22 protein-coding genes and 1 pseudogene are annotated in these 25204 nt (G+C 59.4%); 20 read left to right on the forward strand and 3 right to left on the reverse strand.

Going from position 1 to position 25204, the window contains the following annotated elements; all coding sequences use genetic code 11:
- Nucleotides 1-18 precede the first annotated feature (18 nt).
- The 12 genes and pseudogenes from JO965_RS29405 to JO965_RS29455 all read left to right on the forward strand — a co-directional run bounded on the left by JO965_RS29405 (nt 19) and on the right by JO965_RS29455 (nt 14601).
- Nucleotides 19-1089, forward strand: a complete 1071-nt coding sequence (locus JO965_RS29405) for an ABC transporter ATP-binding protein (RefSeq protein WP_203444459.1) — start codon at nt 19-21, stop codon at nt 1087-1089.
- 157 nt (nt 1090-1246) lie between these two features.
- Nucleotides 1247-2449 (forward strand): Xaa-Pro peptidase family protein, encoded by a 1203-nt coding sequence (locus JO965_RS29410; RefSeq protein ID WP_203444460.1) that lies wholly within the window; start codon nt 1247-1249, stop codon nt 2447-2449.
- A 262-nt stretch (nt 2450-2711) separates the two neighbouring features.
- Nucleotides 2712-3944 (forward strand): serine hydrolase, encoded by a 1233-nt coding sequence (locus JO965_RS29415; RefSeq protein ID WP_203444461.1) that lies wholly within the window; start codon nt 2712-2714, stop codon nt 3942-3944.
- A gap of 191 nt (nt 3945-4135) precedes the next feature.
- A pseudogene (locus JO965_RS48265) lies at nt 4136-4408 on the forward strand (D-amino acid dehydrogenase); the annotation flags it as partial.
- Between the two features lie 206 nt (nt 4409-4614).
- Nucleotides 4615-7239, forward strand: a complete 2625-nt coding sequence (gene ppdK / locus JO965_RS29420; RefSeq protein WP_246777060.1) for a pyruvate, phosphate dikinase — start codon at nt 4615-4617, stop codon at nt 7237-7239.
- A 26-nt stretch (nt 7240-7265) separates the two neighbouring features.
- Nucleotides 7266-7973 carry a Crp/Fnr family transcriptional regulator gene (locus JO965_RS29425; RefSeq protein ID WP_203444462.1) on the forward strand — a complete coding sequence of 236 codons (708 nt, stop codon included), beginning with the start codon at nt 7266-7268 and terminating at the stop codon, nt 7971-7973.
- Between the two features lie 964 nt (nt 7974-8937).
- Nucleotides 8938-10590 carry an MFS transporter gene (locus tag JO965_RS29430; RefSeq protein WP_203445544.1) on the forward strand — a complete coding sequence of 551 codons (1653 nt, stop codon included), beginning with the start codon at nt 8938-8940 and terminating at the stop codon, nt 10588-10590.
- Between the two features lie 882 nt (nt 10591-11472).
- On the forward strand, nt 11473-12351 hold the full coding sequence (panB, locus tag JO965_RS29435; protein WP_203444463.1) for a 3-methyl-2-oxobutanoate hydroxymethyltransferase: 879 nt from the start codon (nt 11473-11475) through the stop codon (nt 12349-12351).
- 8 nt (nt 12352-12359) lie between these two features.
- Nucleotides 12360-13295 carry a pantoate--beta-alanine ligase gene (gene panC / locus JO965_RS29440; RefSeq protein ID WP_203444464.1) on the forward strand — a complete coding sequence of 312 codons (936 nt, stop codon included), beginning with the start codon at nt 12360-12362 and terminating at the stop codon, nt 13293-13295.
- Nucleotides 13292-13900 (forward strand): hypothetical protein, encoded by a 609-nt coding sequence (locus tag JO965_RS29445; protein WP_203444465.1) that lies wholly within the window; start codon nt 13292-13294, stop codon nt 13898-13900. The genes panC and JO965_RS29445 overlap by 4 nt, the downstream gene beginning before the upstream one ends.
- Nucleotides 13897-14124: a hypothetical protein gene (locus tag JO965_RS29450; RefSeq protein WP_203444466.1), complete on the forward strand. Its 228-nt coding sequence runs from the start codon at nt 13897-13899 to the stop codon at nt 14122-14124. The genes JO965_RS29445 and JO965_RS29450 overlap by 4 nt, the downstream gene beginning before the upstream one ends.
- Nucleotides 14125-14331: 207 nt before the next feature.
- Nucleotides 14332-14601: a hypothetical protein gene (locus JO965_RS29455; protein WP_203444467.1), complete on the forward strand. Its 270-nt coding sequence runs from the start codon at nt 14332-14334 to the stop codon at nt 14599-14601.
- A gap of 423 nt (nt 14602-15024) precedes the next feature.
- On the opposite strand, the gene JO965_RS29460 is transcribed toward JO965_RS29455, so the two are convergent.
- Nucleotides 15025-15723, reverse strand: coding sequence for a hypothetical protein (locus JO965_RS29460; protein WP_203444468.1), 699 nt, complete (start codon nt 15721-15723; stop codon nt 15025-15027).
- A gap of 200 nt (nt 15724-15923) precedes the next feature.
- On the reverse strand, nt 15924-17093 hold the full coding sequence (locus JO965_RS29465; protein ID WP_203444469.1) for a Xaa-Pro peptidase family protein: 1170 nt from the start codon (nt 17091-17093) through the stop codon (nt 15924-15926).
- A gap of 573 nt (nt 17094-17666) precedes the next feature.
- Here JO965_RS29465 and ehuB point away from each other — a divergent pair.
- From ehuB to JO965_RS29500, 7 genes are all read left to right on the forward strand, one after another.
- Nucleotides 17667-18503 carry an ectoine/hydroxyectoine ABC transporter substrate-binding protein EhuB gene (gene ehuB, locus JO965_RS29470; RefSeq protein ID WP_203444470.1) on the forward strand — a complete coding sequence of 279 codons (837 nt, stop codon included), beginning with the start codon at nt 17667-17669 and terminating at the stop codon, nt 18501-18503.
- 64 nt (nt 18504-18567) lie between these two features.
- Entirely contained in the window at nt 18568-19233 is a 666-nt protein-coding gene (gene ehuC, locus JO965_RS29475; RefSeq protein WP_203445545.1) for an ectoine/hydroxyectoine ABC transporter permease subunit EhuC, read from the forward strand.
- A gap of 1 nt (nt 19234) precedes the next feature.
- A complete protein-coding gene (ehuD, locus tag JO965_RS29480) occupies nt 19235-19903 on the forward strand; it encodes an ectoine/hydroxyectoine ABC transporter permease subunit EhuD (RefSeq protein ID WP_203444471.1) in 669 nt (222 codons plus the stop codon).
- A 68-nt stretch (nt 19904-19971) separates the two neighbouring features.
- A complete protein-coding gene (gene ehuA / locus JO965_RS29485) occupies nt 19972-20787 on the forward strand; it encodes an ectoine/hydroxyectoine ABC transporter ATP-binding protein EhuA (RefSeq protein ID WP_305846607.1) in 816 nt (271 codons plus the stop codon).
- A 397-nt stretch (nt 20788-21184) separates the two neighbouring features.
- The gene (locus JO965_RS49550; RefSeq protein ID WP_203444472.1) at nt 21185-21556 is read left to right on the forward strand and encodes a transposase; all 372 of its coding nucleotides are present in this window, start codon (nt 21185-21187) and stop codon (nt 21554-21556) included.
- Nucleotides 21553-21900, forward strand: a complete 348-nt coding sequence (tnpB, locus tag JO965_RS29495; protein WP_203444473.1) for an IS66 family insertion sequence element accessory protein TnpB — start codon at nt 21553-21555, stop codon at nt 21898-21900. Before JO965_RS49550 ends, tnpB begins: the two co-directional genes overlap by 4 nt.
- Before the next feature lie 96 nt (nt 21901-21996).
- Nucleotides 21997-23610: an IS66 family transposase gene (locus tag JO965_RS29500; protein WP_203445547.1), complete on the forward strand. Its 1614-nt coding sequence runs from the start codon at nt 21997-21999 to the stop codon at nt 23608-23610.
- A 3-nt stretch (nt 23611-23613) separates the two neighbouring features.
- Here JO965_RS29500 and JO965_RS29505 read toward each other — a convergent pair whose 3' ends face one another.
- The gene (locus tag JO965_RS29505) at nt 23614-23844 is read right to left on the reverse strand and encodes a DUF6429 family protein (RefSeq protein ID WP_203444474.1); all 231 of its coding nucleotides are present in this window, start codon (nt 23842-23844) and stop codon (nt 23614-23616) included.
- A 782-nt stretch (nt 23845-24626) separates the two neighbouring features.
- Here JO965_RS29505 and JO965_RS29510 point away from each other — a divergent pair.
- The gene (locus tag JO965_RS29510) at nt 24627-25079 is read left to right on the forward strand and encodes an Lrp/AsnC family transcriptional regulator (RefSeq protein WP_203444475.1); all 453 of its coding nucleotides are present in this window, start codon (nt 24627-24629) and stop codon (nt 25077-25079) included.
- Nucleotides 25080-25204 lie beyond the last annotated feature (125 nt).

The following is a 25204-nucleotide window of genomic DNA, read 5'->3' on the forward strand; positions in this document are numbered from 1 at the left end:
AAATGAATGGAGGCAAAGATGTCCACTAGCCTTGAGATGAAAAAGATCCAGAAGTTCTACGGGTCGCTCCAAGTGGTGCGAGACTTCGACCTGTACGTCAAACCCGGTGAGTTCTTGACCTTTCTTGGCCCGTCGGGATCAGGCAAGACCACTGCGCTGAAGATGATTGCCGGATTCGAGGCACCGAGCGGCGGCGACATGTTACTTGGCAGTCGATCAATTGTCGATGTGCCACCCTATGAACGCGGCATCGGCATGGTGTTCCAGAACTATGCACTCTTTCCGCATATGACCGTCGCTGAGAACGTCGCCTTTCCTCTTACGGTGCGTAAGGCTGTGCGCTCCGAGATCGAAACGAAAGTCTTGCGCGCTTTGCAGCTCGTAAAGATGGCCGACTACCGTGATCGCTATCCGAGCCAGCTTTCCGGCGGGCAGCAGCAGCGCATTGCCCTCGCCCGCGCCATTGTCTTCGACCCTAGCCTCCTTCTTATGGACGAACCACTCGGTGCTCTCGACCGCAACCTGCGTGAACACATGAAGATCGAGATTATGCGGATCCAGAAGGAGTTGAACATCACTGTTATCTTTGTCACTCACGATCAGGACGAAGCACTCGTCATGTCGGATCGAATAGCGGTGATCAACGAAGGGAGAATCGTTCAGGTTGCCGATAGTAAGAACCTCTATAATAGCCCGCAGGACCGCTTCGTCGCGTCTTTTGTTGGTGAGTCCAACCTTCTGCCTTGTCGTGTCAATCGTATCGAGAATGGTACTGGTGACGTAACCATTGCAGGCAGTTCTACAGGTGTGGCTCGTGTAAGCGGACAATCCCATGGCGAGACTGGTTGGCTTTTCATACGACCAGAGCACATAGATATCAGCCCACGCGGCGCAACACCCAGCGCGCAGAATGTGCTAGATGGTGTCGTCGAGGAGGCGCTTTTCCTGGGGGAGATGACGCGGTACACGGTACGCTGCGGAGATCACACTGTAACTGTCAAGCAACAAAATCGAGGACAGAGTCAGTTTGTAGGAAAAGCCCCGGTCAGTGTTTCCTGGAGCGCCGATCGCTGCACGGTTCTGAATTAGCGTGGATCAATCAAACTGGGCAACGATGGCCTCGGTGGGGTTGAGAAGCACGTATAGGATTGTACCCACCGCCTTTGGCAGCTTGGGTGCGAGATGAGATCAGCCATGCAAGGTCTCCCCGCGAAACTTTCAACAAACAGAATTTGCTTAGCAGCAAATGTCCATCGATGTAGCACGAGAGCAGAATATGAATGATCAAATACCTTTTGCGGCTTTCTCCGAAGCCGAGCACAGGGCTCGTATCGCCAAGGCCCGTGAGCGCCTTGCCGCAGCAGGGTTAGACGGATGTATCATCGTCGCGCCAGAGAATCTCTTTTATCTAGTGGGATATGACTCCGTTTGTGCGAGTATTTGCCCGCAAGCCCTTATCCTTAGCGTTCATGATGACCGAGATCCGACATTGTTGGTCCGCAACTTGGATCTACCTTTGGTCAAGGAAACATCGTGGCTGAAAAATGTACGGACTTATCAGCTTTTTGTAGACGATGTTGCCACAGTAGTAGCGGAGATCGCTCACGATTATGGCATCGCGAATGGCCGCTTGGGGCTCGATATGCAGTCGCCTGCCGTAACCGGAAGCTATACCAATGCCTTGGCACAAGCTTTGGGTGGAGCAAAGTTCGATGACGTGAGTCAGCTCCTCAACTGGATCCAGCTTGTAAAGTCGCCGGCGGAAATTGACTTCATGCGTGAAGCTGCCCGCTATGCAAACCTGGGTCTGGAAGCCGCGCGCAGGACCTTGCAGCCAGGGATCAGCGAGATCGCGTTGTGTGCGGCTGTCGAGAATGCCGCTAGGCAAGCGGGGAGCGACTATCCGGCGCTTCCGATAGAATGTGCAAGCGGCTCGCGCTCGGCCGCCGGCCATGCTACTCCGATGCCGAAGATTATTGGTTCCGGCGAACTCGTGCACCTTGAATTCGCGGGTGTGGCCCGGCGTTACCACAGCGTATCCATGATAACCATGGCCACTGGCGAGCCTGGCGTCGGAGCACGAAAGCTCTACGATGTTGGGCGCGAATCCCTAGTGGCGGGGCTAGAGAAATGCCGTCCCGGAGCGCAGGTCGCCGATATCGATATTGCCGCGCGCAAGCCCATCGAGCGAGCCGGCCTTGATGAAGCCGCGCAGATGCGCTTCGGCGTCGGAATCGGCCTTGCCTATCCTCCGATTTGGTTGAGTGCACTTCAACTTGATCGGTTCTCGGATGGGATCTTGGCTCCCGGTATGACCTTCTACGTTCATTCCTGGCTATCACTCCCGCAAGATAGGCTTGGCGTGATGCTGGGTGGAACCTACCTGGTTACCGACACCGGCATCGAAACGCTTTCGGGAGCAGGGCCCGAGGAACTTTACATAGCTTGACGCTGTCCGGGGAATGATGTTGGGGCGTGTGCCTTTCGCTGGCACACGCCGTCGCGGCCTCGGAAACGAGTGCCCCAATTCGCCCGAATGGAATCAAAGGTAACATTGTGCCCTATTCAACGCGAGACTTATGAACGGACACCTCCGGTTTAGTCGATTGTTATCGAGAACCCCCACCAGTCCTCATCTCCGAGCGCCGACTATTTCTCTGAGGCGCCGCCGAACGAAACATCTACTGGAACCACTATAGAGGAAGACCTCGATGGGTATGATCGAGCTTGAGGGACACCGCTATCTCGATGGACACGAGTCCGATCCACGCAAGATCGGCTGGATGCTTGGCGCTCCCCCCTCAGCCGATAAGCGCATAACTTTCGAAGGGGGCAAGTTTCGCGAGTTCCCACAGATCCGCTGGTCGTTTTCGCACATGCGTGAGCTCATGCCGACGGTGACTGTTTGGCGCGGGCAAGGCATGCCTTCGCTGTTCGATCGTCGAGATATGTCCGCCGAGATCGATGCGCTCACGTTCGTCGACGCAAGTGGGCAGACCAGACGCTTCGGTGATGCTCTGCTCGATACTTATACCGATGGGATCGTGGTACTTCATCGCGGAAGGATCGTGTATGAGCGCTACCTTGGCGCCCTTGAGCCGCACATGCCCCACGAATGCCAGTCTTGCACGAAATCCTATACTGGCACGCTGGCCGCGCTACTCACGGATGAGGGAGTGGTCGACCAGTCGAAGTTGGTCTCGCACTATCTGCCCGAGTTGAAGGATACGGCGTGGGAGGACGCCACGCTGCGTCAGGTGATGGATATGCAGGTTGGTTTGGCTTTCGACGAGGGTTATGCTGACGACCAATCCGACATCTCGAGGTACAGATGGGCCTTCGGTCGGCTGCCACGACCGACCGGTTATGATGGACCAGGCACGTCATGCGATTACCTGCGCACCATCCGCAAGGGTAGTGCGCACGGGGAGTTCGTCTACCAGAGCTTGAACACACAGGTAATTGCTTGGATTATGATGCGTGTGACTGGCCAGTCGTTCGCACAGTTACTACAGGAGCGCCTGTGGGCACCACTCGGCTGTGAAGAAGACGGATACCTTGAAATCGACCCGGGTGGAATGCCTCTGGCTGAAGGGGGGCTGGGCGCTACGCTGCGGGACTTTGCGCGCTTTGGTGAGTTGATGCGCCGCCAAGGCGAATGGCATGGAAAGCAACTCATTCCCGCTTCCTTCGTTCGTGACGTGCAGAGTGGTTGCGGTCCCGCAGAGACTGGGACAGGCTACTCGTATCGCAGCCAGTGGTGGGTGTCGCACGACGAACTGGGCTCATTCCAAGCTCGAGGAATCCACGGCCAACGGCTTTATGTTGCGCCAAACGCGGAGATGGTGGTTGCGATCTTCGCCTCGCACCCGCTGGCGTTGGATGGCGGCGACCCGATCACCGTGCCACAGCTATTAGCCTTGGGACGAGTGCTACGCGCATAGGCTTCATCGGAATTAGCTTGGATCGTTCCAGCCTACTTGCCCAGCATTCATGACACCACCTGGTGAGCCGTTCGACGGCTTGTCAGCATTCTTGCGAGGAGATCAGGTCCGTTGCCTACGCTGCCCAGACTCCCGCCACCACTTTCAAAACATATTCCCTTGAGAATCACATCATGTGCGTCTTCATCCTCGATAGAGTCGTCGTCGGCACGGCGGAACTGGCCGGTTTCAGCCAGCGCTTGCGCGGACCGCGGCCGATGACCCCGAACGGTACGCCTGTGGTTGGCAGAACCCGATACGGGAACCTATGCACGAACCCAGGACACGGCACCCCTGATTGGACGATGGCTTGTGGCTCCAGGTGTGTCCCGGCTGACCTGATATCCGATCAGGTGCCGGAGGTCCCGTACAAGGATCTGGCTGCCGATCGCTACAGGTGCGAATTGCGCTTCCAAGCCGCATGACTTCGTTGTGGCCCGCAGTCGAGAAGCCGGCCGAGAGACGTGTTCGAATACCGGGGTCTCGGCCAAGTCCAGATTTGCAACAATAGCGCTCTCACCAAAGGAGACCCACGGTGGATGATTTGAATTTCGCGTCTGGGCAGGCCAATCGCACAACAGCACTGTGGGTCTACACCTTCGGGGACGGCAAGGCCGAGGGCCAGGCGGGGATGAAGAACCTGCTCGGCGGCAAGGGGGCCAATCTGGCCGAGATGTCCAACTTAGGCCTGCCAGTGCCGCCGGGCTTCACCATCACGACGGAGGTCTGCACCTATTACTACGACCACGGCCGCGCCTATCCCGAGGAGCTGACAAGCCAGGTCGCCAATGCCCTGGATTTCGTCGGCAAGCTGACCGGCCGCACCTTCGGCGATGCCGCCAATCCGCTGCTCGTCTCGGTCCGCTCCGGCGCCCGGGCCTCCATGCCCGGCATGATGGACACGGTGCTCAATCTCGGCCTCAACGACGTCACCGTCGCGGCGCTGGCCAAGGGCGCGGGCGACGAGCGCTTCGCCTATGACTCCTACCGTCGCTTCATCACCATGTATTCCAACGTGGTGCTCGACATCGAGCATCACCACTTCGAAGAGATCCTCGACGAGTACAAGGACCGCAAGGGTTACTCGCTCGACACCGACATGACCGCCGCGGACTGGAAAGCCATTCTCCCGCGCTACAAGGCGCTGGTCGAGAAGGAGCTCGGCAAGCCCTTCCCGCAGGAGCCGCACGAGCAGCTCTGGGGCGCCATCGGCGCCGTGTTCGGCTCCTGGATGAACAACCGCGCCATCAAGTACCGTGAGCTGCACGCCATTCCGGCGAGCTGGGGCACGGCGGTGAACGTGCAGGCCATGGTCTTCGGCAACATGGGGGAGACCTCCGCCACTGGCGTGGCGTTCACCCGCAATCCCTCGACAGGCGAGAAGGAGCTCTACGGCGAGTTCCTGATCAATGCTCAGGGTGAGGACGTGGTGGCGGGCATCCGCACGCCGCAGGACATCACCGAGAAAGCACGCGTCGCCTCGGGCTCCGACAAGCCTTCGATGGAAAGCGCGATGCCGGACGCCTATGGCGAGCTGGTGCGCATCTACGGCATTCTCGAAAAGCATTACCGTGACATGCAGGACATGGAATTCACGGTCGAAACGGGCAAGCTCTGGATGCTCCAGACCCGCAACGGCAAGCGCACGGCGAAAGCCGCCTTGCGCATCGCCGTGGAGCTCGCCTCCGAGGGCCTGATCACGCAGGAGGAGGCGATCACCCGCGTCGAGCCGGCGGCCCTCGACCAATTGCTGCATCCCACCATCGATCCCAAGGCCGAGCGCAAGATCCTCGCCAGCGGCCTGCCGGCCTCGCCGGGTGCTGCGTCCGGCGAGATCGTGTTCAACTCGGACGATGCGGAAGCGGCCAAGAAGGCCGGTCACAAGGTCATTCTGGTGCGCGTCGAGACTTCGCCTGAGGACATCCACGGCATGCACGCGGCGGAAGGCATTCTGACCACCCGCGGTGGCATGACCTCGCACGCCGCCGTGGTGGCCCGCGGCATGGGCAAACCCTGCGTCTCGGGCGCCGGATCGATCCGCGTCGATTATGCCAAGCAGACGCTGACGGTGGCGGGGCAGACACTGAAGAAGGGTGATGTGCTGACCATTGACGGTTCCAACGGCCAGGTGCTGCTGGGCCAAGTGGAGATGCTGCAGCCGGAGCTGTCGGGCGAGTTCGCCACCCTCATGGGCTGGGCCGACAAGGTGCGCCACATGAAGGTGCGCGCCAATGCGGAAACGCCGCTCGATGCCAAGACCGCGCGCAACTTCGGCGCGGAGGGTATCGGGCTCTGCCGCACGGAGCACATGTTCTTCGAGGCCGACCGCATCGTCGCCGTGCGCGAGATGATCCTCTCCGACGACGAGGCTGGCCGCCGGGCGGCGCTTGCCAAGCTGCTGCCGATGCAACGCCAGGACTTCGCCGAGCTGTTTTCGATCATGAGCGGTCTGCCCGTCACGATCCGCCTGCTCGATCCGCCGCTGCACGAGTTCCTGCCGCATTCGGAAGAGGAGATGGAGGAGGTGGCAAGGGCCATGAACGCCTCCGTCGACAAGCTCAAGCACCGCGCCCGCGAGCTGCACGAGTTCAACCCGATGCTCGGCTTCCGCGGCTGCCGTCTGGCGGTCGCTTACCCCGAGATCGCCGAGATGCAGGCACGCGCCATCTTCGAGGCGGCGGTGGAAGCCGGCAAGACGACAGGCCAGCCGGTGGTGCCGGAGGTGATGGTGCCGCTCGTGATGACGAAGCCCGAGCTCGACCTCGTGAAGGGGCGCATCGTCGCCATGGCGGAAGCAGTGGCGAAGGAATCCGGCGTCACCGTCGAGTATCAGGTCGGCACGATGATCGAATTGCCGCGCGCGGCGCTTCGTGCGGCCGAGATCGCTCAATCGGCGGAGTTCTTCTCGTTTGGCACCAACGATCTGACGCAGACGACGCTCGGCATCTCGCGCGACGATGCGGCCTCGTTCCTCGGTCCGTATACGCAGAAAGGGCTGCTGCCCGCCGATCCGTTCGTGACCATCGATCAGGAGGGGGTCGGCGAGCTGGTGAAGCTTGCCGTCGAGCGCGGCGAGAAGACGAGGCCCAACATCAAGCTCGGGATCTGCGGCGAGCATGGCGGCGATCCGGCGTCGACCCACTTCTGCGAAGCGACCGGGCTCGACTACGTGTCCTGCTCGCCCTACCGCGTGCCGATCGCGCGCCTTGCGGCCGCGCAGGTGGCGCTCGGCAGCAAGGCCGCGAGCCAGGCTTAACGGCCAAGAGGCTCAGGAGCGTCGCCATGTCATCATCCTCGCGCCAGTCTTCCCGTCGCGCTAACCGGCTGCTGTCAGCCCTGCAGCCGGACGACTTCGCGCATCTTGAGCCACACCTCGAGTGGGTCGAACTGAAGAAGGATACCGTGCTCTACGAGACCAACGAGGGCATGCCGTTCGTGTACTTTCCGCATGAGGCCGTTGTCTCGCTCATGACGGCTCTCCCCGATGGCAGAACCGTCGAAACGGCGGTGCTCGGGTGGGAGGCAATGGTTGGCTCGGCCAGCACGCTTGTGACACGCCAGTCTCTGGGGCGCTATGTTGTTCAGACCCCAGGCAGCGCCTCCCGCATTGACGCTGGCGTCCTGCATCGTGCGTTCGAGGAGCGACTAAGCCTGCGGGATCCTCTTCTGCGCTACGAAGCGGCCCTGCTGGCGGAGGCTCTTCAAACGATGGCCTGCACCATCGCCCACGACGTTGAGGCGCGCTGCTGCCGCTGGCTCCTGACCATGCGGGATCGCGCCGATCAGGCGAGCTTGCCGTTCACGCACGAGCACCTGTCCCGCATGTTAGGGGTCCAGCGGTCGACGGTCAGTCTGGTCACGTGTGGGCTCCAGTCAACGGGATTGATCCGGCAGCGCCGCGGGGCCATCACCGTGACGGACGGCTCCGGCCTCGAACAGATCGCCTGCGGGTGTTACGCGGTCGCGCGTCAGCGGTCATGGCAACTCTAACCCCCACAAAGCTGGGAGACGCATGATGCACCCAGAGGATGACGATGACCTTCTGCATCTCGATGAACATCAGTGGGTCCGCCGCCGACCATCCATCGGATTCCGCTTGCTTTACCTGGCTATGGCTATGGCCGGCATAACCGGTGCGATTTACCTGATCGGTTGATGACTTTCGCCGGAGTGACAGACTAGGCCTGCTTTGAAGAACGTTGGAGCTTGAGTCACATGGGCAATGAAGCTTGCTGTTTCATCTTAAAGGATGATCCCAGGTCAATCATGCTCGCTCTCGCAAGACGCCCTTGTCTCGCATGAGAGTGTTTCTGCCGCTTCTATATTCCATGAGAAATAATCTTCTAAAACCCGGCTGGAAAACGGAAACTCGTTTCCTTGAGCAACGAGGATTGGTCGAGTTAGAAGCATGTCTGCGCACCAAGGTTGATTCTGCTACGTGCTTTCCGCCCGCGGACGCGGTCACTGGCGGATCCATCGGCCCGTCTCGCATTGCGCACCTCGATCAAAGACCGGTCGGAGTGGTGCCTGGACGGGATCGTCTTCACAAGATGTGCTCGCGGGAGCGCGTGAGACAGGAGCGATATTCAAGGTGGGTCGCAGGCGAAGAGATTCGATTGAACGCTTACCCATCAAGAGATGTCATGTTGAACCGAATTGCAAATAATCGGCCACGAACGGTCATTGATCTTTTTCTGGTAGCCCCTGCCGCATCATCTGCGTGGACGGCGGTCTATTTATGCTCTCAGCTGCCATAGGTTATGACAGCGGCGTGCAGGCAGCCCATGGCGGATTGAAGTATCATGTAGATTGAAATGGTAGTCTTGCGGGGGAGGCGCTCTTGTCCACATTGACAATCGGTATAGATCCACCTCCGCGGCGGCAAAACTGATCGGAACCGAACCTCTGGAAGAAACGGAAGCCGATGAAACGTACAGCGAGCACGGCCGACACAATGGGTAGCAGCGCGGGTGAAGACGCAGCTCCCGTGGCGCCAACGACGTTCGCGCCGCTCAGGAACCCGACCTTTCGCTCCATCTGGCTTGCGATGCAGGTCTCCAATCTCGGGTGGCTGATGCAGACGGTTGCCATCAGCTGGCTGATGGCGACGATCTCGACGTCCGATCTGATGGTGGCGCTGGTGCAGGCTTCATCGACCCTGCCGGTGTTCATGTTGTCTGTCTTCGTCGGGGCGGTCGCCGACAACTACAGCCGTCGCAAGATCATGCTCGCCGGCTGGGGCCTGATGACGATCGCATCGGCGATGCTGGCCATTTTCGTGGCGCTGGGCCTTGTCAGCCCGTGGATGATCCTCGGCTTCAGTTTCCTGATCGCATCTGGCGCCGCTCTCAACGATCCCGCCTGGCAAGCCTCGGTGGGCGACATCGTGAGCCGACGGGATGTTCCCGCGGCCGTGACCCTTCTGTCCGTTGGCTTCAACACGGTCCGCACCATTGGCCCGGCGCTCGGCGGCCTCGTGGTGGCCTCGTTTGGCCTTCTGACAGCCCTCATTGTCACCTCACTCAGCTACCTGGTCCCTCTGGGCACCATCTGGCGCTGCCAGTGGAAGATTCGCTCGTCGCCGCTCCCGCGCGAGTCTATGCGCACGGCCATCTATGACGGGCTGCGCTTTACCGCGCTGTCCGCAGAGATCAAGGCGGCGATCGCCCGCGGAACCCTGTTTGGCCTGGCCAGCATCGCCATCCTCGCGCTGCTGCCCCTGGTGGTCCGCGACCGACTGGCAGGAGGACCCGTCGCGTTCGGCGTTGCGATGGCCGGCTTTGGGACGGGCGCGTTCCTGGCCGGCATCGCCAACAGTGTGTTCAGACGGATCTTGTCACAAGAGAGGCTGATGACGCTGGCCTGCCTCGCCTGTGCAGCGTGCTCCCTCTCCCTTGCCCTGACGTCCTCGGTGACTGTTGCGGCTGTTGCTCTTGCCTTGGGCGGCGCGGGGTGGGTCAGCGCCTGGTCCGGGCTAGGCGTGAGCGTGCAGCTGGCGAGCCCGCGCTGGGTCGTGGGGCGCACCATCTCGATCTACTACGCTTTGGTCGATGGCGGTCTTGCAGCCGGCAGTTGGTTGTGGGGCATGGTGGCTCAGAACCATTCCCTGACCTGGGCGCTGGAGGGTTCCGCAGGGGCTCTGGTGCTTGTGGCGGCAGCCGGCGTTCTGTTCCCGCTGCGGGAGCACCGTGGCTCCGGGTCTGATCCTCTGGATGCTTTCGACGCCCCGGCGGTGGCCCTCGACCTGAAGCCGAGAAGCGGACCCATCGTCGTCAAGGTCGAGTATCTGATCCCCGACACCCATGTTGCGCCGTTCCTGGATCTCATGCGGGAACGCCGGCACGTGCACAGCCGCGTCGGCGCCCGGCGCTGGACCCTCCAGCGCAACCTTCAGGAGCCATTGCGTTGGACAGAAACTTTCCAGACGCCGACCTGGACCGACTACCTGCGCCTCAATCATCGCCTCACCACGGCCGACAAGGAACTGGACGAGCGCGTCCTCCAGTTGCACGCGGGGGAGGAGCCGCCTCACATGACGCTGTCGATCGAGCGGCCGACGAGCTTGGCCCGCAAACGCGAGCCGGCCCCGTATTTGTCCCGCCACTAACCTGGTCACGGTCTGGGTCGCGCGCGTCCGCCTGCGCCTGCAGAAGTGCATCCGCGCTTTCTTGGGCTGTGGGACAGTCATTTCAATTCATAGCTGCTGCCAGCATATTGTGGTCAATCCGGATTGTACTCTGCTGCCGCTCCTCATTGCGCAATCCTTCGTGACGGCTGCCGATGTACCTCGTCGGCTGCCAGGCAGCGTCATCGCTCCAGCTCGCAATTATGGTCGGTCTCGGGCTGCGAGCATCGACGTCGATTCCCCAGGAGGCCCGCTGAGATTAACACCGCACATGGACCCCGGATGAACGAACAGAAGGGCGTCGCGCTCGGAACACGAGGAGCGAGGCGACGAGCCTGGGTTCAAGAGTTGGATTTCTCTATCGATCCCGTGATTGAGATTGTTCTTGCTGTCCTTTGACCGCAGACAGTGCGTTTGTTCTGCTCGAGCCAAATGATCGCAAGCGACGAGACGCGTAATTCGCGACAGAGCTGGATCGAAGAGGCTCGCTCTACTCGGGCACGGAGGTGGTACTCCCGCATCGTACAATTGGCGTTTCGCCAATGCCGTCCAGCTGAGGCACAAGCGCAAATCGCGCGATTTGGTCAAGCAGGACGACCGGGAAAGCTCCACGGGACATCTGTATTCCGTGTTCTACCCGACACAGTACAAAAGCCGGAGAATTAATTTAATGTCGTAAACGATTACATGTGCGACACGGGATTTCCTCGCGCGATCCTTAATGCTAATGGCCTTGCGCGACTCGCATCGACCCGCGTGGGTCGCTCCTCCCAAACGTGGGCTTCGGGCAACGGCAGCTTATTTTGAGCTGATTGTGAACACGTGGCGGGTTGTCTCTACGGCCTCAATGTTGCGCAGGTACGCATGAGCCATCATTCCACAATCGATGCACCGGCCATCACCATTCCCCATTTACAGCAATGGGCGCGGGATGGCCGACGGTTGGTGATGACCACAGCCTACGATGCCGTCACGGCACGCTTGGCTGATCCTGTCGTGGACATGATCCTGGTCGGCGACAGCGTCGGCAATGTGTGTCTGGGCTTCGACAACACGCTGCCGGTCAGCATGGCGATGATGAACCATCATCTCGAAGCCGTCGCTCGCACCAGGCCTCGTGCCTTGCTCGTGGCCGACATGCCGTACCTGAGCTATCACCTCAGCCTCGACGACACCTTGTGCAATGCCGGTGGCTTTCTCCAGCGCGGTGCTGCCGCCGTGAAGCTCGAGGGCGGGGAAAAGCGTGCCGAGACGATCCGGGCGCTCGTGGAGTGCGAGATCCCGGTCATGGGCCATCTCGGCCTCACCCCGCAGAGCGTGCATGCCATGGGCGGCTTCAAGGTGCAGGGCAGGGCAGCCGAGGACGCTGTGCAGATCCTGGAGGACGCTCACCGGCTCGAGGAGGCGGGCTGCTTTGCGCTCGTGCTCGAGGGCATCCCGTCCGAGTTGGCAGCCCGGGTCACCGAGATCCTGAGCATTCCAACCATTGGCATCGGGGCGGGGCCTCATTGCTCGGGCCAGGTGCTCGTCCTGCATGACGTGCTCGGCCTGACACAGGGGCATCAGCCCAAGTTCGTGCGCACCTATGTCGATGGCTTTGGTGTCCTGCAGCAGGCTCTGACCCATTGGGCCGAGGACGTGCGCCGCGGTGTCTTCCCATCACCCGCCGAGTCCTATGCCCTCCCGGCCGCGGCGCATGCGGCGGTCTCCGCTTGGGCATCGGACCTCTCCACCCGCTCATGAGGCCCTTCATGCTAACCTTCCGCATGATCAAATCGCTGACCCAGTGCCTGCGCGGCTACCGCAGGTCAGGACTGCGGGTGGGGTTCGTGCCCACCATGGGTTTCCTGCATGCGGGCCATCGCGCGCTCATCGACGAGAGCGTTGCCCGCTGCGACATCACGGTGGTCAGCATCTTTGTCAATCCAACACAGTTTGGGCCCAATGAGGATCTCGACCGCTACCCGCGTGCGCTCGAGCAGGATCACGACCTCTGCCGCAAGGCCGGGGTGAGCATGATCTTCATGCCGGATGCCGGCGAGATCTACCCGCCGGGCTTCCAGACCCATGTCGAACCCGGCCCTGTGGCCGAGCCGCTGTGCGGCGCAGTCCGCCCCGGGCATTTTCAGGGCGTGGCGACCGTGGTCGCCAAGCTGTTCAACATCGTGCAGCCGGATGTGGCCTTCTTCGGCCAGAAGGATTTTCAGCAATGCGCCGTGATCCGGCAGATGGTGCGCGACCTCAACCTGCCTGTCGAGATCGTCACGGTGCCGACCGTGCGCGAGCCCGACGGCCTCGCCATGAGCAGCCGCAACAGCTACCTGAACCCGGTTGACCGCGAGCGCGCCGGTTGTCTCAGCCGGGGTCTGCTCGCCGCCCAGGCAGCGTACGGGGAGGGGGAGCAGGACAGCCAGCGGCTGCTGGAAATCGCCCGGTCGCACATCACCGAGGTCGATCAGCTGCAGTACCTCGAGCTGCGGGATGCCAGGACCTTGGCGGCTGTTCAGGGCCTGGTCGAGCAGCCCGCCGCTTTGTGTGTCGCGGCCACTGTCGGCCCCACGCGCCTGATCGACAACGTGCTTCTGACCCCGCCGCCAAGGGCTCTGTCCGATCGTGAGCTGGAGCTGGTCTCGCATGTGATGGATCGCCAGGCTTCGCCCGCTGCAGAGGGGCCCCGACCGTCATGACGATAGCGTCGGACACCGAAGCCCTGGTTTGGGCGCTGAGCACCCGTTTGATCGCCAGTGCGTCAGCAACGGATACCCTGCTGGCCTGGTGCGAGGAGCATGGCCTCTCCCACGGGCCGATCACCGTCGATGTCCGTCAGCGCTTCGCACCTGCCATCGTGCCGGATGAGGTCATGGCCGCGTTAGGTCCTACTGCACCTGAGGCCGTTCACTACCGGCAGGTTCGTCTAATGCGGGGCTCTCTTGCCCTCGCGGCCGCGGAGAACTGGTTCGTGCCGCAACGCCTGACAGCGGCCATGAACGAGACTCTGAACCAGACGTCCATCCCATTCGGGACCGTCATCGCGCCGCTCCACCCTGTCCGCCGCACGCAGGTTGCCAATGCCTGGCCGCTCGTTGCTGAACCCGTCGAGGAGCTGCCCTGGTTCAGCGGTTCAGCCGACGAGCCGCGCCCCGAGATCATCCTGGAGCACAAGGCCATGATCCTGACGGACTCCGGGACATCGCTCGCGCTCGTGAATGAGCTCTTCTTTGCGGAGCTTGTCTCGTTTGCGTCCCCGCCATTGCCCTGCGAGGGGCCACAGCGCGTGAGGCTTGAGCGATGACGGCCCAACCTGACATGACCTCGCAAGCCCTGCACGATCCCAGCCTGCTCGAGGAGGTCGAGTTTCTGGATCATCGGATCCGGTTTGGCCCAACGCATTCCGGATGGGTGTCTTTTGTCGCGCGTCAGGGACACCGTCCGACCATCTTTCTCGCACCCGACCGCGAAACCCTCCTCGTGGAATCGCGAAAGCTGATCAAGCGCCGGAGCGAGGAGAAGGGCTGAGATGGAGGATCACCTTCCACCGCCGGCATTCGGTAGCACGACGGAGCTCTCCGGCTGCTGGATGGGCCGAGTTCGGGCACCGGAGATGGAGCAGCCTTTGTGGTACAGTCCAAATATTCCGTTTGGCTATCGCTCGGCTCGTGACGCGGCTGCTGCCAGAACCAATGAGTGCAACGATCGACAACTTCCCACTGACAAAACACCTGAATGACGTACCGTTTGATCCAGCTGGCGCCCGGCGCCTATGACCTCTTTCTCAATGAGATTATCGTGGCCAGCGTCGTCAGAAGCGGCTTGCGCCAGCCTTATAAGTGGACCGCCGAACTTCTCGAGGATCTGCCGCGGAGTAAGCGGCCCTTACCGTTTCGGGACATCGAGCACAGTTTCCCATCCTTAGAGGAACTCTGTGCCTGGCTCGGCCACCCGCCCGTGAAAACCAACAACCGCCATACCACCTCCTTGAGCGCGTCCGTGTAGCGAGGTCCGCAGATCCGGTTTGTGCCGCAGACCTGACAAGTGGCACTGGGTGACAGGTCTGGTGGAGGCTCAGAGTGGAGGTTCGACTGGCCGGGCGAGCCGCGTGCTTTGCTCAGGATCGCCTCCAGGTGCTCCTTCTCTGCTGTCTCATTGGGCCCTCTCGATTCCCCTTCTCGGCGACAAGGTGGGCATCCGGCGCCGGGCCGCAGCAGCGGTGGGCGTCCTTGGCGTGATGCTCGTGGTTCAGCGCGGCAGTTCGATCCACAGAGCTCGTCATGTACTGCAGACTGCAGATTTTGACCTTGCGGCGGTCCTCACCAAAGCATCGCCACCAGCAGAAGCATCCCATGCAGATCATAGCAGCGATGCTGCTGAGGTCAGGTACACAATTATTCACATAAGATAGTTACCCATCAGGCTTAGTCATGCGACCGAAGAGAACGTGAGTTGACATAGTGTCGTGATGTCGTAGACGGGAAGTCCCGTTGCCCGACGAATAGCCGGCGCCACTAGTGGGAATAGTGTACACTCGAATAGAACTGCCGCAATCTCCGGATGGTCGGCGCGAAGCCGCGCCACACACGTGGACACTTCAGCTTCAACGTCAGCCGGTTCAGTCCACAATGCCGGACGTTTCATCTCATTCTTCCATAAGATACCTCCTTCGATCCCGCCAACAACGATGCGTTTGCGCTCGGTTGGATCGTCGATACCCAGCATCTCGTCGTCGAGGCACGTCGAGTCTGCGGCAATTACAGCGATTTTCGCCCAGCTTGGATACTGCCGGAGAAGAAGTGGTAAGAGGATCAGACTGGTCGCGACTACAGGGACGCTGACTGCGGCGGCGATTGCCGCCTGGTGCCGTACGGAATACCCACAGTTTGCACTGATCGCGATTGCTCCGCGCTCCACTAAACGATGTGCCGCCGCAACATAGGCTGGCTCAAGCGCCGGATCGCCTTGTATGACGTTGTCGGCCCACGCCCCCGTCACAGTTTCCGCGATGATCGGAAAATCCAGACGTTCCTTGAACGCGTCGATGTCGCTTTCCGCTGGCGATTCACCGGCGACCAGTCCTCTTTCAAGATTCAGGATTCCAAGTGAGCGTGGAGATGTAACCAAGGTTCAATCCTCGAATAATGAGCTGCGACTTCGAAATAGCCAAAACTTTGGAACAAAGAAGCAAAGCGTTCATGCCGAAAATCAACGCTTACTGAAACGCGTGCCTCATAAACGGAGCCGATGCGGAGCACCTGTTCTCGAATTGGCACAGCCGGAGCGTTGGGTCGCACCCGTGCCAACCCTCAAAATTAGAAAGGTCTCTAGTGAAGCTGCGGCAGTTGCTGCGGTGCACGCGAGGTCAACAACTTCGCTCCGTCTTCAGTAATTAGCACAGTCTCTTCATGGAGAAGGATTTTCCCCGGTTCGTACTCAAGCCCTGGTTCAATGCAGAGGACCATACCGGGCTGGAGTACTGTGTCATCCTCAAGTTTCACGGACGGCGGTTCCGTGATACGCAGCCCAAGGCCATGGCCCATTCGACCGTTACTGTTGAGATCACGGTCGCCTGACGATAAAAACTTCGCCATCTGTTCGAAGACGTGACCGGCAGTGACCCCGGGTCTCGCCGCCCTGATGCCCACTTCGTTCGCTTCCCAGACCCGTTCCTGCGCAATCAGGAGAGCGCTAGTAGCCTTTCCCACTTGGAAGTTTCGATCGAAATCACAGTAGTAGCCGTCGAACACCGTTCCAGTGTCAATGAACAGGATGTCGCCGTCCGCCAACGGACGATCGCTTGGGCTTGCGGTGATCTCTACCGGGCCGCCCGGACCAGCTCTGCATATTACAACCGGAGTTTGGTCGGCACCCTCGCTCAACAGGCGCATTGTGAATTGGCGCCGTATTTCCCTCTCACTGGTTCCTAACGAAACAAAATCTGGAACCTGTGCGTACACGCTTCCTGCGATATCAATCGCGCGCTGGATTTTTGAAACTTCAGCGGGGCTCTTGATCATCCTCAATTGCCAAAGGACCGAGGTTCCATCGACAATCTCGACGCCGGAAAGGCCATGGCTGATGGCATTCAGCTGCATAACCGGCATCATCAGTCTCATTTCAGACCCAAGTTCGGCACCAACCCGGCCATAACGGCGCTTCAAGTTGGAAATCGCTTGGGTCACTAGAGATGTCCCCTCGTCGTGCGGTCGGGGTGAAGGCCAGGTCCGTACGTCTGTTATCCAGGTCTGCCGGACTACGCTTTCTCCAATCCCGGGCACGATGGCTATAGGCTCGCCGCTCGCCGGCACCAAGAGAAACCAAGGTCTTGTATAGCTCTCCCAAAAGGTCGAATCGATGCCGACGAAATAGCGAATATTGTCCATCGATGTCAGCAGCAGGCCGTCCAGTGCGGTTTCAGCCATCAAAGCTTGCGCTCGAGAAACCCGTGTTCGAAATTCCTCAATCCCGAAGCCGTGAACGATATCCAGATGCATTATCTTCAACCTCTCGCAGTGCAGCTCTGAGTTTGGATGACCTTCTATGCGGCCCCAGTGAGAACGTTCCAGAGCCTACTCTTCAACCTAGCTATGTTTGTTGCAAAACAGCACAGGACGTGCAGCAAGCGTTTCAAATAATATTACACATCACCAGTTTTGTTTGCAGCTCGACGCTTCAATCAGAGGCGGAACAGCCCGGGATGACACGCTCGATCTTCGCGGCAATGCTTCACGCCCGCGGAGTGGAAAAGCCGAGCTGCGCAGCCGCAGTGGTTATTCAGGGTCAATCTCTAGTCGGCAGACTGCGCACGAAAACAGTTGCTACCCCTCTAGGTTAGGACAAATGCCACAGGGTTTCCCAACGAGTCCCTAGACCTAGCTGCTGCAAATATGGGTCTCTTATGCGGTATGCATTTCATCAAACCCACCTTTTTGGAGCAAATTTCCGTTAGACCTGATCAATGCTGAATTATGGCTGCTGACACTGGCTGATATGTCATAGCGGTTGCCTTGTAGCGACGTCGGGTTAACTGAAACCCACGTCGGTAAAAATCAACAGAGGGAAAAGCAATGAAAACGAACATTCTCAAGTTGCTTGCCGTTGCAGGCGCCACGTTGGCCCTTTCTGCGACCGTCTCGGTCGCTGGCCCACTGCTTGACCGTATCAAGGGCGGTAAAACTATCCGCGTGGGCTATACGGTTGCGCCACCGCTGTCCTCTGTCGGCAAGGACAACCAGCCAGATGGCGTCATCAACGATTTCGTCTTAGGTGTCCTGAAAAGGATGGGGTACACGAACATCGAAAGCGTGGTGATGGACTGGGGTGGCCTCATCCCCGCGCTTCAAGCTGACCGCATCGATATCATCACAGCCGGTATGTATATCACTAAAGAGCGCTGCAAGAACGTCCTGTTCTCCAACCCCATGATGATGCTGCCGGACGTCTTTGTCGTAAAAAAGGGAAATCCGAAAGGTATTCAGACCTACGAGGACATCGCGAAAACGGATGCGGTCTTCGTTCAGCCCGCCGGCTACGCACCAATTGAAAGCGCAAAACAAGTGGGCGTCCCTTCCGATCGGATGTTGATCGTTCCCTCGAATACCCAAGCGTTGGCTGCCCTTCGCGCTGGTCGTGCTGACGTCTATGCAGCCTCGTATATCGAGTCCGAAGGCATGCTGAAGACTGCGAACGAAACGGGTTTCGAGATCACTGAGCCCAACGAAAAGTCGCCAAAAAGCTGGGTATCATACGCCTTTCGGAAGAGCGATGCCGATTTTGTGAAGGCGTTCGACGAGGCTCAGAAGTCCTATATCGGCACGCCCGACATGATGAAGGATTTGGCTCCCTTCGAGTACAGGAAGGCGTATCTTCCTGGTGAGCAAACTGCTGTGGACCTCTGCAAGTAACGAGAACCTGACGATCAGTGGCGGGCTGACCAGCCCGCCATATCGATTAGCGGGGAGATTGCCGATGCCGTTGTGGGATCTTGCTTTCGAATATTGGCCCCAGTTGTTATCAGGGACCATCGTAACCGTAGAGCAGTTTTTGCTCGCTTCCGTTCTTACAATTGTAATTTCGGTCATATTCGGTCTTGGAAGATTGTCCGACAATCTCATCGCGAGAGGCGCGTCTATAGGGTACATCGAGTTCTTTCGCGGAACTTCGCTTCTTGTTCAGCTTTACTGGATATTTTACGTTCTGCCAGTTTTCGGCATATCGTTAGACAAGTTCTCAGCGGGTTTCGTAGCGATTGCTCTGAATTCCGGCGCCTATGGTGCCGAACTGGTGCGAGGGGGAATCAAATCGGTTCCGAAAGGGCAGTGGGAGGCAGCCTTTGCTCTTTCAATGTCGCCGCTGAAGCGCATGTTTCGCATTATCTTACCTCAAGCGATGGTCATGATCCTGCCGTCCTGGGGAAATCTCCTGATCGAGGTGCTTAAAGCGACCGCGCTTGTTTCTCTGATCGCGGTCGCGGACCTCATGTATGAATCACAAGCGATCAATCTCAACACGTATCTGTCCGCGCAAGCTTTCGGAACTGCTTTGATCATTTATTACGTCTTAGCACGGTTCATCTTAACGCCGGCAGTTCGATTGCTCGAAAGCAAATTGCGTCTCAAACTCTCAAGGCACTGACATGGACGTTCAATGGAATTGGGAGTTCACATGGCAGATATTGCCAAGGTTGCTGCATGCGACGCTGTATACGTTAGCTGCTGCTGGCATCGGCTATGGGATCGCCTTAGTGCTAGGGCTGGTTTTTGCGCTTCTGCAGCGCACCAGTTTTAAACCTTTGACGCTGATCGTACGGGAGATTATCGAGTTCATTCGTTCGACACCCCTGCTTCTTCAGATCTTTTTCATTTTCTTTGTCGCGCCGCAGATTGGAATCCGTCTGTCACCTTGGGTATCGGGTATGATCGCGCTCGGTCTGTACTATTCGGCCTACCTTTCTGAGGTTTATCGAGGTGGATTGGATGCGGTTCCCGCCGGGCAATGGGAAGCCTGCAAAGCGATAAGTCTCTCTAACCGCGATACATATGTGCGGATCATTATCCCTCAGGCATTGCCACCAGCCTTGGCTGGCATGGGCAACTACCTGATCGCGATCTTCAAAGACACACCCATGCTGTCGGCAATCGGCATCGCGGAACTGATGCACACGGCGAACTCCATAGGCTCCGAAAACTATCGTTTTCTCGAACCATACACGATTGTCGGATTGATTTTCCTGGTGGTCTCGCTGCCACTGGCCGGACTGCTCCGCTGGTTTGAGGGCTGGGCCCGCACTAAGTTAGGGATGTAACAATGATGATTCAAAATTCCTTCCTGTTAGATGTGCGTGGCGATGACGAGCCCATTAGGCAGACAATAATGGCTACACAAGACCGCTATCCGTTGGAACTGAAGGGCCACGACAAGCCTATGGTTCGTTTTGCACACGTCACCAAAAGATACGGTTCGCTCACCGTCCTGGATGACCTTAACCTCGATGTGGCAGAAGGCGAGATGGTATCGATCATCGGACCCTCCGGCTCCGGTAAAACGACCGTGTTGCGAACGCTGATGACGCTCGAAACGATCAACGAAGGTATCATCTACGTGGACGGGAAGCCGCTGACACATATGCCCAAGGGCGGAACGTTGGTTCCTGCCGATTCGCGCTACCAGAGGCACATGCGAACAAACATCGGCATGTGCTTTCAGAACTTCAATCTATTCCCTCACATGACAGCCCTTCAGAATTGCATGGAGGGGCCGGTTCAAGTCCTCGGTCTATCCAAAGCTGAAGCCCGCGAGCGAGCTGAAGATCTTCTCGCGATGGTCGGCATGATCGACAAAAAGGATCAGCATCCATCCCGTCTGTCGGGCGGGCAGCAACAGCGGGTCGCGATCGCCCGCGCTTTGGCCATGCGCCCGAAAGTCATGCTTTTCGACGAGGTTACCTCCGCCTTAGACCCTGAAGTGATCGGTGAAGTCACCAACGTCATTCGAAAGCTTGTATCTGAGTTTCGCCTCACCATGCTCATGGTGACCCATCAGATGGGATTTGCCCGCGATATTTCAGACAGGGTCTGCTTCTTTTATGGCGGCAAGATCGAGGAACAAGGTCCTCCGGACGAGTTGATGGGTAATCCAAAGCGCGAACGCACTCAGAGGTTCCTGTCCGCTGTCAAAGAGGCAGACTAACGCTTGGGCTGCAGATTCTTGGCGGAATTAGCCAATAGTGAGATCCTAGGCTGTGCTTGGCACCTTAATACGGTCGAGCAACCGCTATCTCGCTGCAGGAGAGGGAAGCAATAGGATTCCAGTGCTCGCATATCCTCTGTTGCCCGGAGCGGAACGCCCCGCTCCCATAACCTGATGAGCGTACTGCCCAAGCGCCTCGGCGCGAGCATTGAGCTTGTTTGTATAATAGGTCCGAGGGCTGCCTGAATAACATCACCCAGCCGCGCAAGCTGCTATAGAATGCTGCGGAAGAGGGGATAGGGAGCGTCTGAACGTAAGCACTCGGCGTGCACCCTCTTGTGAGAGCGACGTTTGCACGTGACGTTCTGACCTTAAGGCTAGCTTTAAGGTCAGAACGATGAAGATCGAAGTTCTCGGCACGGAGCGCCGACGGCGCTGGAGCCTGCAGGACAAACTCCGGATCGTGGAAGAGACGATGCAGCCGGGCGTGACGGTGACCGAAGTTGCCCGCCGCCATGGTCTCGCGCCCAGCGTCGTCTTCACCTGGCGCCGACTGGCCCGGGAAGGACGACTTGGCGACGTCAGTCCCGTCTTCATGCCCGTCGAGATCGCGCCCGTCCCAGCGCAGACCCCGCCGGCGGCATCCCCACCGCGGCGCCCAGGCCTGATCGAGATCGTCCTGGGCCGCGGACGACGCATTCGCGTGGACCGTGATGTCGATGCCGAGGCGCTCCGGCGCGTTCTGCAGGTCGTGGAGAGCCTGCCATGATCCCGGTGCCGACTGGCGTGCGCGTGTGGCTGGCCGCCGGCCATACCGACATGCGCAAGGGCTTTGGTGGCCTCTCCCTGCTCGTGCAGGAGACGCTCAAACGCGATCCGCATTCGGGCAACCTGTTTGTCTTCCGTGGACGCAGAGGCGATCTGATCAAAGTCCTCTGGTACGATGGACAGGGCCTGTGCCTGTTCTCCAAACGCATCGATCGTGGCCGCTTTCTGTGGCCCTCACCGGCGGATGGCACGGTGTCGATCTCCACCGCGCAGTTGGGCTATCTGCTCGAGGGCATCGACTGGCGCAATCCCCAGCAAACCTGGCGCCCGACTGCTGCCGGATGAGCCACAAAGCCTTGCCACGCAACAGGTTCGTGGCACACTGGAGACGTGGCAAATCACCCTGATCCGCTTCCCGCCAGTCTGGCTGACGCTCACGCGATGATCCGCGCCGAGCGCGCCGCCCGCCTGGCCGCTGAAGCCCGGGCGGGTGATCTGGAGGTCGCTCGCGCTGCGTTGGAGCTCGCCCGGCTTGAAGTCACGCAAGCCCACGCCGCCCGCTATGCCCTGGAGCTGGAGATCGAACGCCTCAAGCTGCAGATCGCCAAGTTGCGCCGCCAGCACTTCGGCACCTCATCGGAACGCAGTGCCCGCCTTGACCAGTTGATGCTTGCGCTCGAAGACCTGGAGGAGAGCGCCGCCCATTTGGATGCCGAAGCGGAGGCGAAGGATGCCGCGGCGCCGGATGCGCCCAAGTGGACAGTCGAGGAGTTGAAGCGGGCCAAGCCCGCCCGCCGACCCTTGCCTGAGCACCTGCCGCGCCGGCGCATGGTCCTTCCTGGCCCGACCGCCTGCGCCTGCTGTGGCGGTGGCTTGCGCAAGCTCGGAGAGGTAGTGACCGAGACCCTGGAGCGCATCCCGGCGCGGTGGGTTGTGGTGGAGACGGTACGCGAGAAGTTCAGCTGTGCGGCCTGCGAGACGATCACCGAGACGCCGGCGCCCTTCCATGCCATTCCGCGTGGCCGCGCCGGTCCCCACCTGCTGGCTGAGATTACCGTCGGCAAGTTCGGGCTGCATCTGCCGCTGACCCGCCAGAGCGCGGTGTTCGCCCAGGAAGGTGTCGATCTGGATGTCTCGACCCTGTGCGACTGGATGGGTGCAGTCGCGGTTGCAACCCAGCCTTTGAGCGCGCTGATCGCCGAGCATGTGATGAAGGCCGAGCGGTTGCATGCCGACGACACGCCGGTGCCGGTGCTGGCCAAGGGCAAGACGAAGACCGGCCGGCTCTGGACCGTGGTGCGCGATGATCGTCCCTTTGCCGGGACCGATCCGCCGGCTGCGGTGTATTTCTACTCGCCCGATCGTAAGGGTGAGCATCCGCAGTCGTTCCTGAAGAGCTATAGCGGCCTTCTGCAGGCGGATGCCTATTCCGGCTTCGGACAGTTGTATGAACCTGGTCGTGTGACCGGCACGGCGACTGAGGCAGCGTGCTGGGCGCACGCGCGCCGCAAATTCTTTGAACTGGCTGAGTTGAGGAAGGGGCCAATCGCAATCGAGGCCGTGAAGCGCATCGACGTCCTGTTTGCCATCGAGCGCGAGATCAACGGCCGACCGCCTGACGAGCGACGCTCTGTCCGTGCTGCTCAATCCAAGCCCCTGGCGGATGATCTGGAGAGCTGGTTGCGGGCGCAGCGTGGACGGCTGTCGCCCAAGAGCGAGACGGCCAAAGCCATCGACTACATGCTCCGGCGTTGGTCTTCGTTCGCGCTCTTCCTTGAGGATGGGCGGGTCTGCCTGTCGAACAATGCGGCCGAGCGGGCAATCCGCGGCATTGCGGTCGGGCGACGGAATTGGACGTTCGCCGGCTCGGATGTGGGCGGGCATCGGGCGGCAGCCCTGTATACGCTGATCGAGACCTGCAAGCTCAATGATGTCGACCCACGGGCCTGGCTGGCCGACGTGCTGGCGCGCTTGCCGGAGCATCCGGCCAAACGCCTCGACGAGCTCCTGCCCTGGAACTGGAAAGCCCCGAGCCACCAGCAAGCCGCGGCCTGAGGCTCAGGGCTTTCGTGTGAACAACTCCTTGAAGAGCTCTTCGGCTTTCTGCAAGCCTTCATCGGTGAGGACCACGGACTTGGTCTTGTTGGCTGGATCGCAGATCAGGCCCTTCTGATACAGCCGATCGGTCACATCCCAATCAAAACTCTTCCAGGCCCGGCGCTCATCGTGCAGCGTCAGCCACATCAGGGCGAGAACCGCCTCGTCGATCTTGTCATGATCGATCTCCATGGCGCTACTCTACCACACCGCGGCCGAAGATTCCGTGGTCGTCGCCGGATGCGTACGTCTGAACCCAGGTCCGCACGACCGACTTTCCGTTGGCTGAATTCATCTTGATGATCATGCAGATCTCGGCGCCTTCTCGGCCGTCAACCCGAAATAGGTCTTGATGGTCGCTGGGGCGGACCACGGGACCGGTCCGGTGCTTCTGGACGCGCCCTGCTGAAAGAGATGTCTGCGAGAGCGCGGCACCTGAGGGAAAGGCTCACGCTTTTTGGTGCAGCCAGGGGCTAGGCCAGCATAGGGTTGCATATGCCGATCGCGAGCTCGACCGATGCCCAACAATAGGGGGTGGTTGCTCCGCAACGAACTTGGCCACGTATGACAAATGATAGTCGAGTTCCGACTTTTGATGGACGGAGCGGCGCTACGCAATCGCGTGATCCCGGACAGGAAAGAATCTGCCGATATCGCTCGTCCCCGAACTTCAATATGAGATCAGCTCCAACCTATGGCGCGTTGCGCGGGCGTTTGGCAGCTGCTTTGGGCCCGCAGCACTCTGAAGATCAATAGGACAATCAGCATATGCATCGAAGCAGCGATGGGCACCCCGCTGGCTCTGTATCCCCGAGAAACAATCCGGAATCCACCTATGTCCGAGGGATCGCCGGAGCCATCCCATTCTGAAGTCGTAAAATTCGCCAAGTCTGTTTCAAATCCGATTAGGATTTGCAATAAAGATCACGAATTTAGAAAGCTTATGAAATTCAAGCGGGACAGAGGGGAACACAATGGATGACCTGGACCGTCGCATCCTCAACGCATTGCAAGTCAATAACCGGCTTTCCTTCGCTGAACTCGCTGACCTCGTCGGTTCGTCAGCCGCTTCGTGTATGCGTCGCGTGAATAAGCTCCGTGCCGACGGCGTCATCCTGGCAGACATTTCGTTGGTCGATCCTAAGGCTATCGGGAAATCACTTACCGTCGTCGTCACTGTCGAACTTGAGCGTGAGCGTCTTGACCTGGTCGACGACTTCAAGCGTGCCATGCGCGCGGCTAAGGAAGTTACCCAATGCTACATGGTCACTGGGGACGCCGATTTTGTGCTGATTGTGGCAGTCGAAGATGTCGAGGCGTTTGACGTCTTCGTCAAGACGAAACTCTACACCAACCCAAATGTCCGAAAGTTTCGGAGTATGATCACCCTGGACCGCGTCAAGTTCGAGCCAAGAGTCCTGGTTTAGAAACTCCGACCTGAACCATCCTCGTCACTCCGACCCATTTTTTGAAGCACTTGTTGCGCCGCTGGTACCAGATTGATCATTTTCGCGTAAGTGAATCTGCGATCAATGAGATGCAGTCGATCCTG

It is taken from the genome of Microvirga sp. VF16, from assembly GCF_016864375.1.
Lineage (GTDB): Bacteria > Pseudomonadota > Alphaproteobacteria > Rhizobiales > Beijerinckiaceae > Microvirga.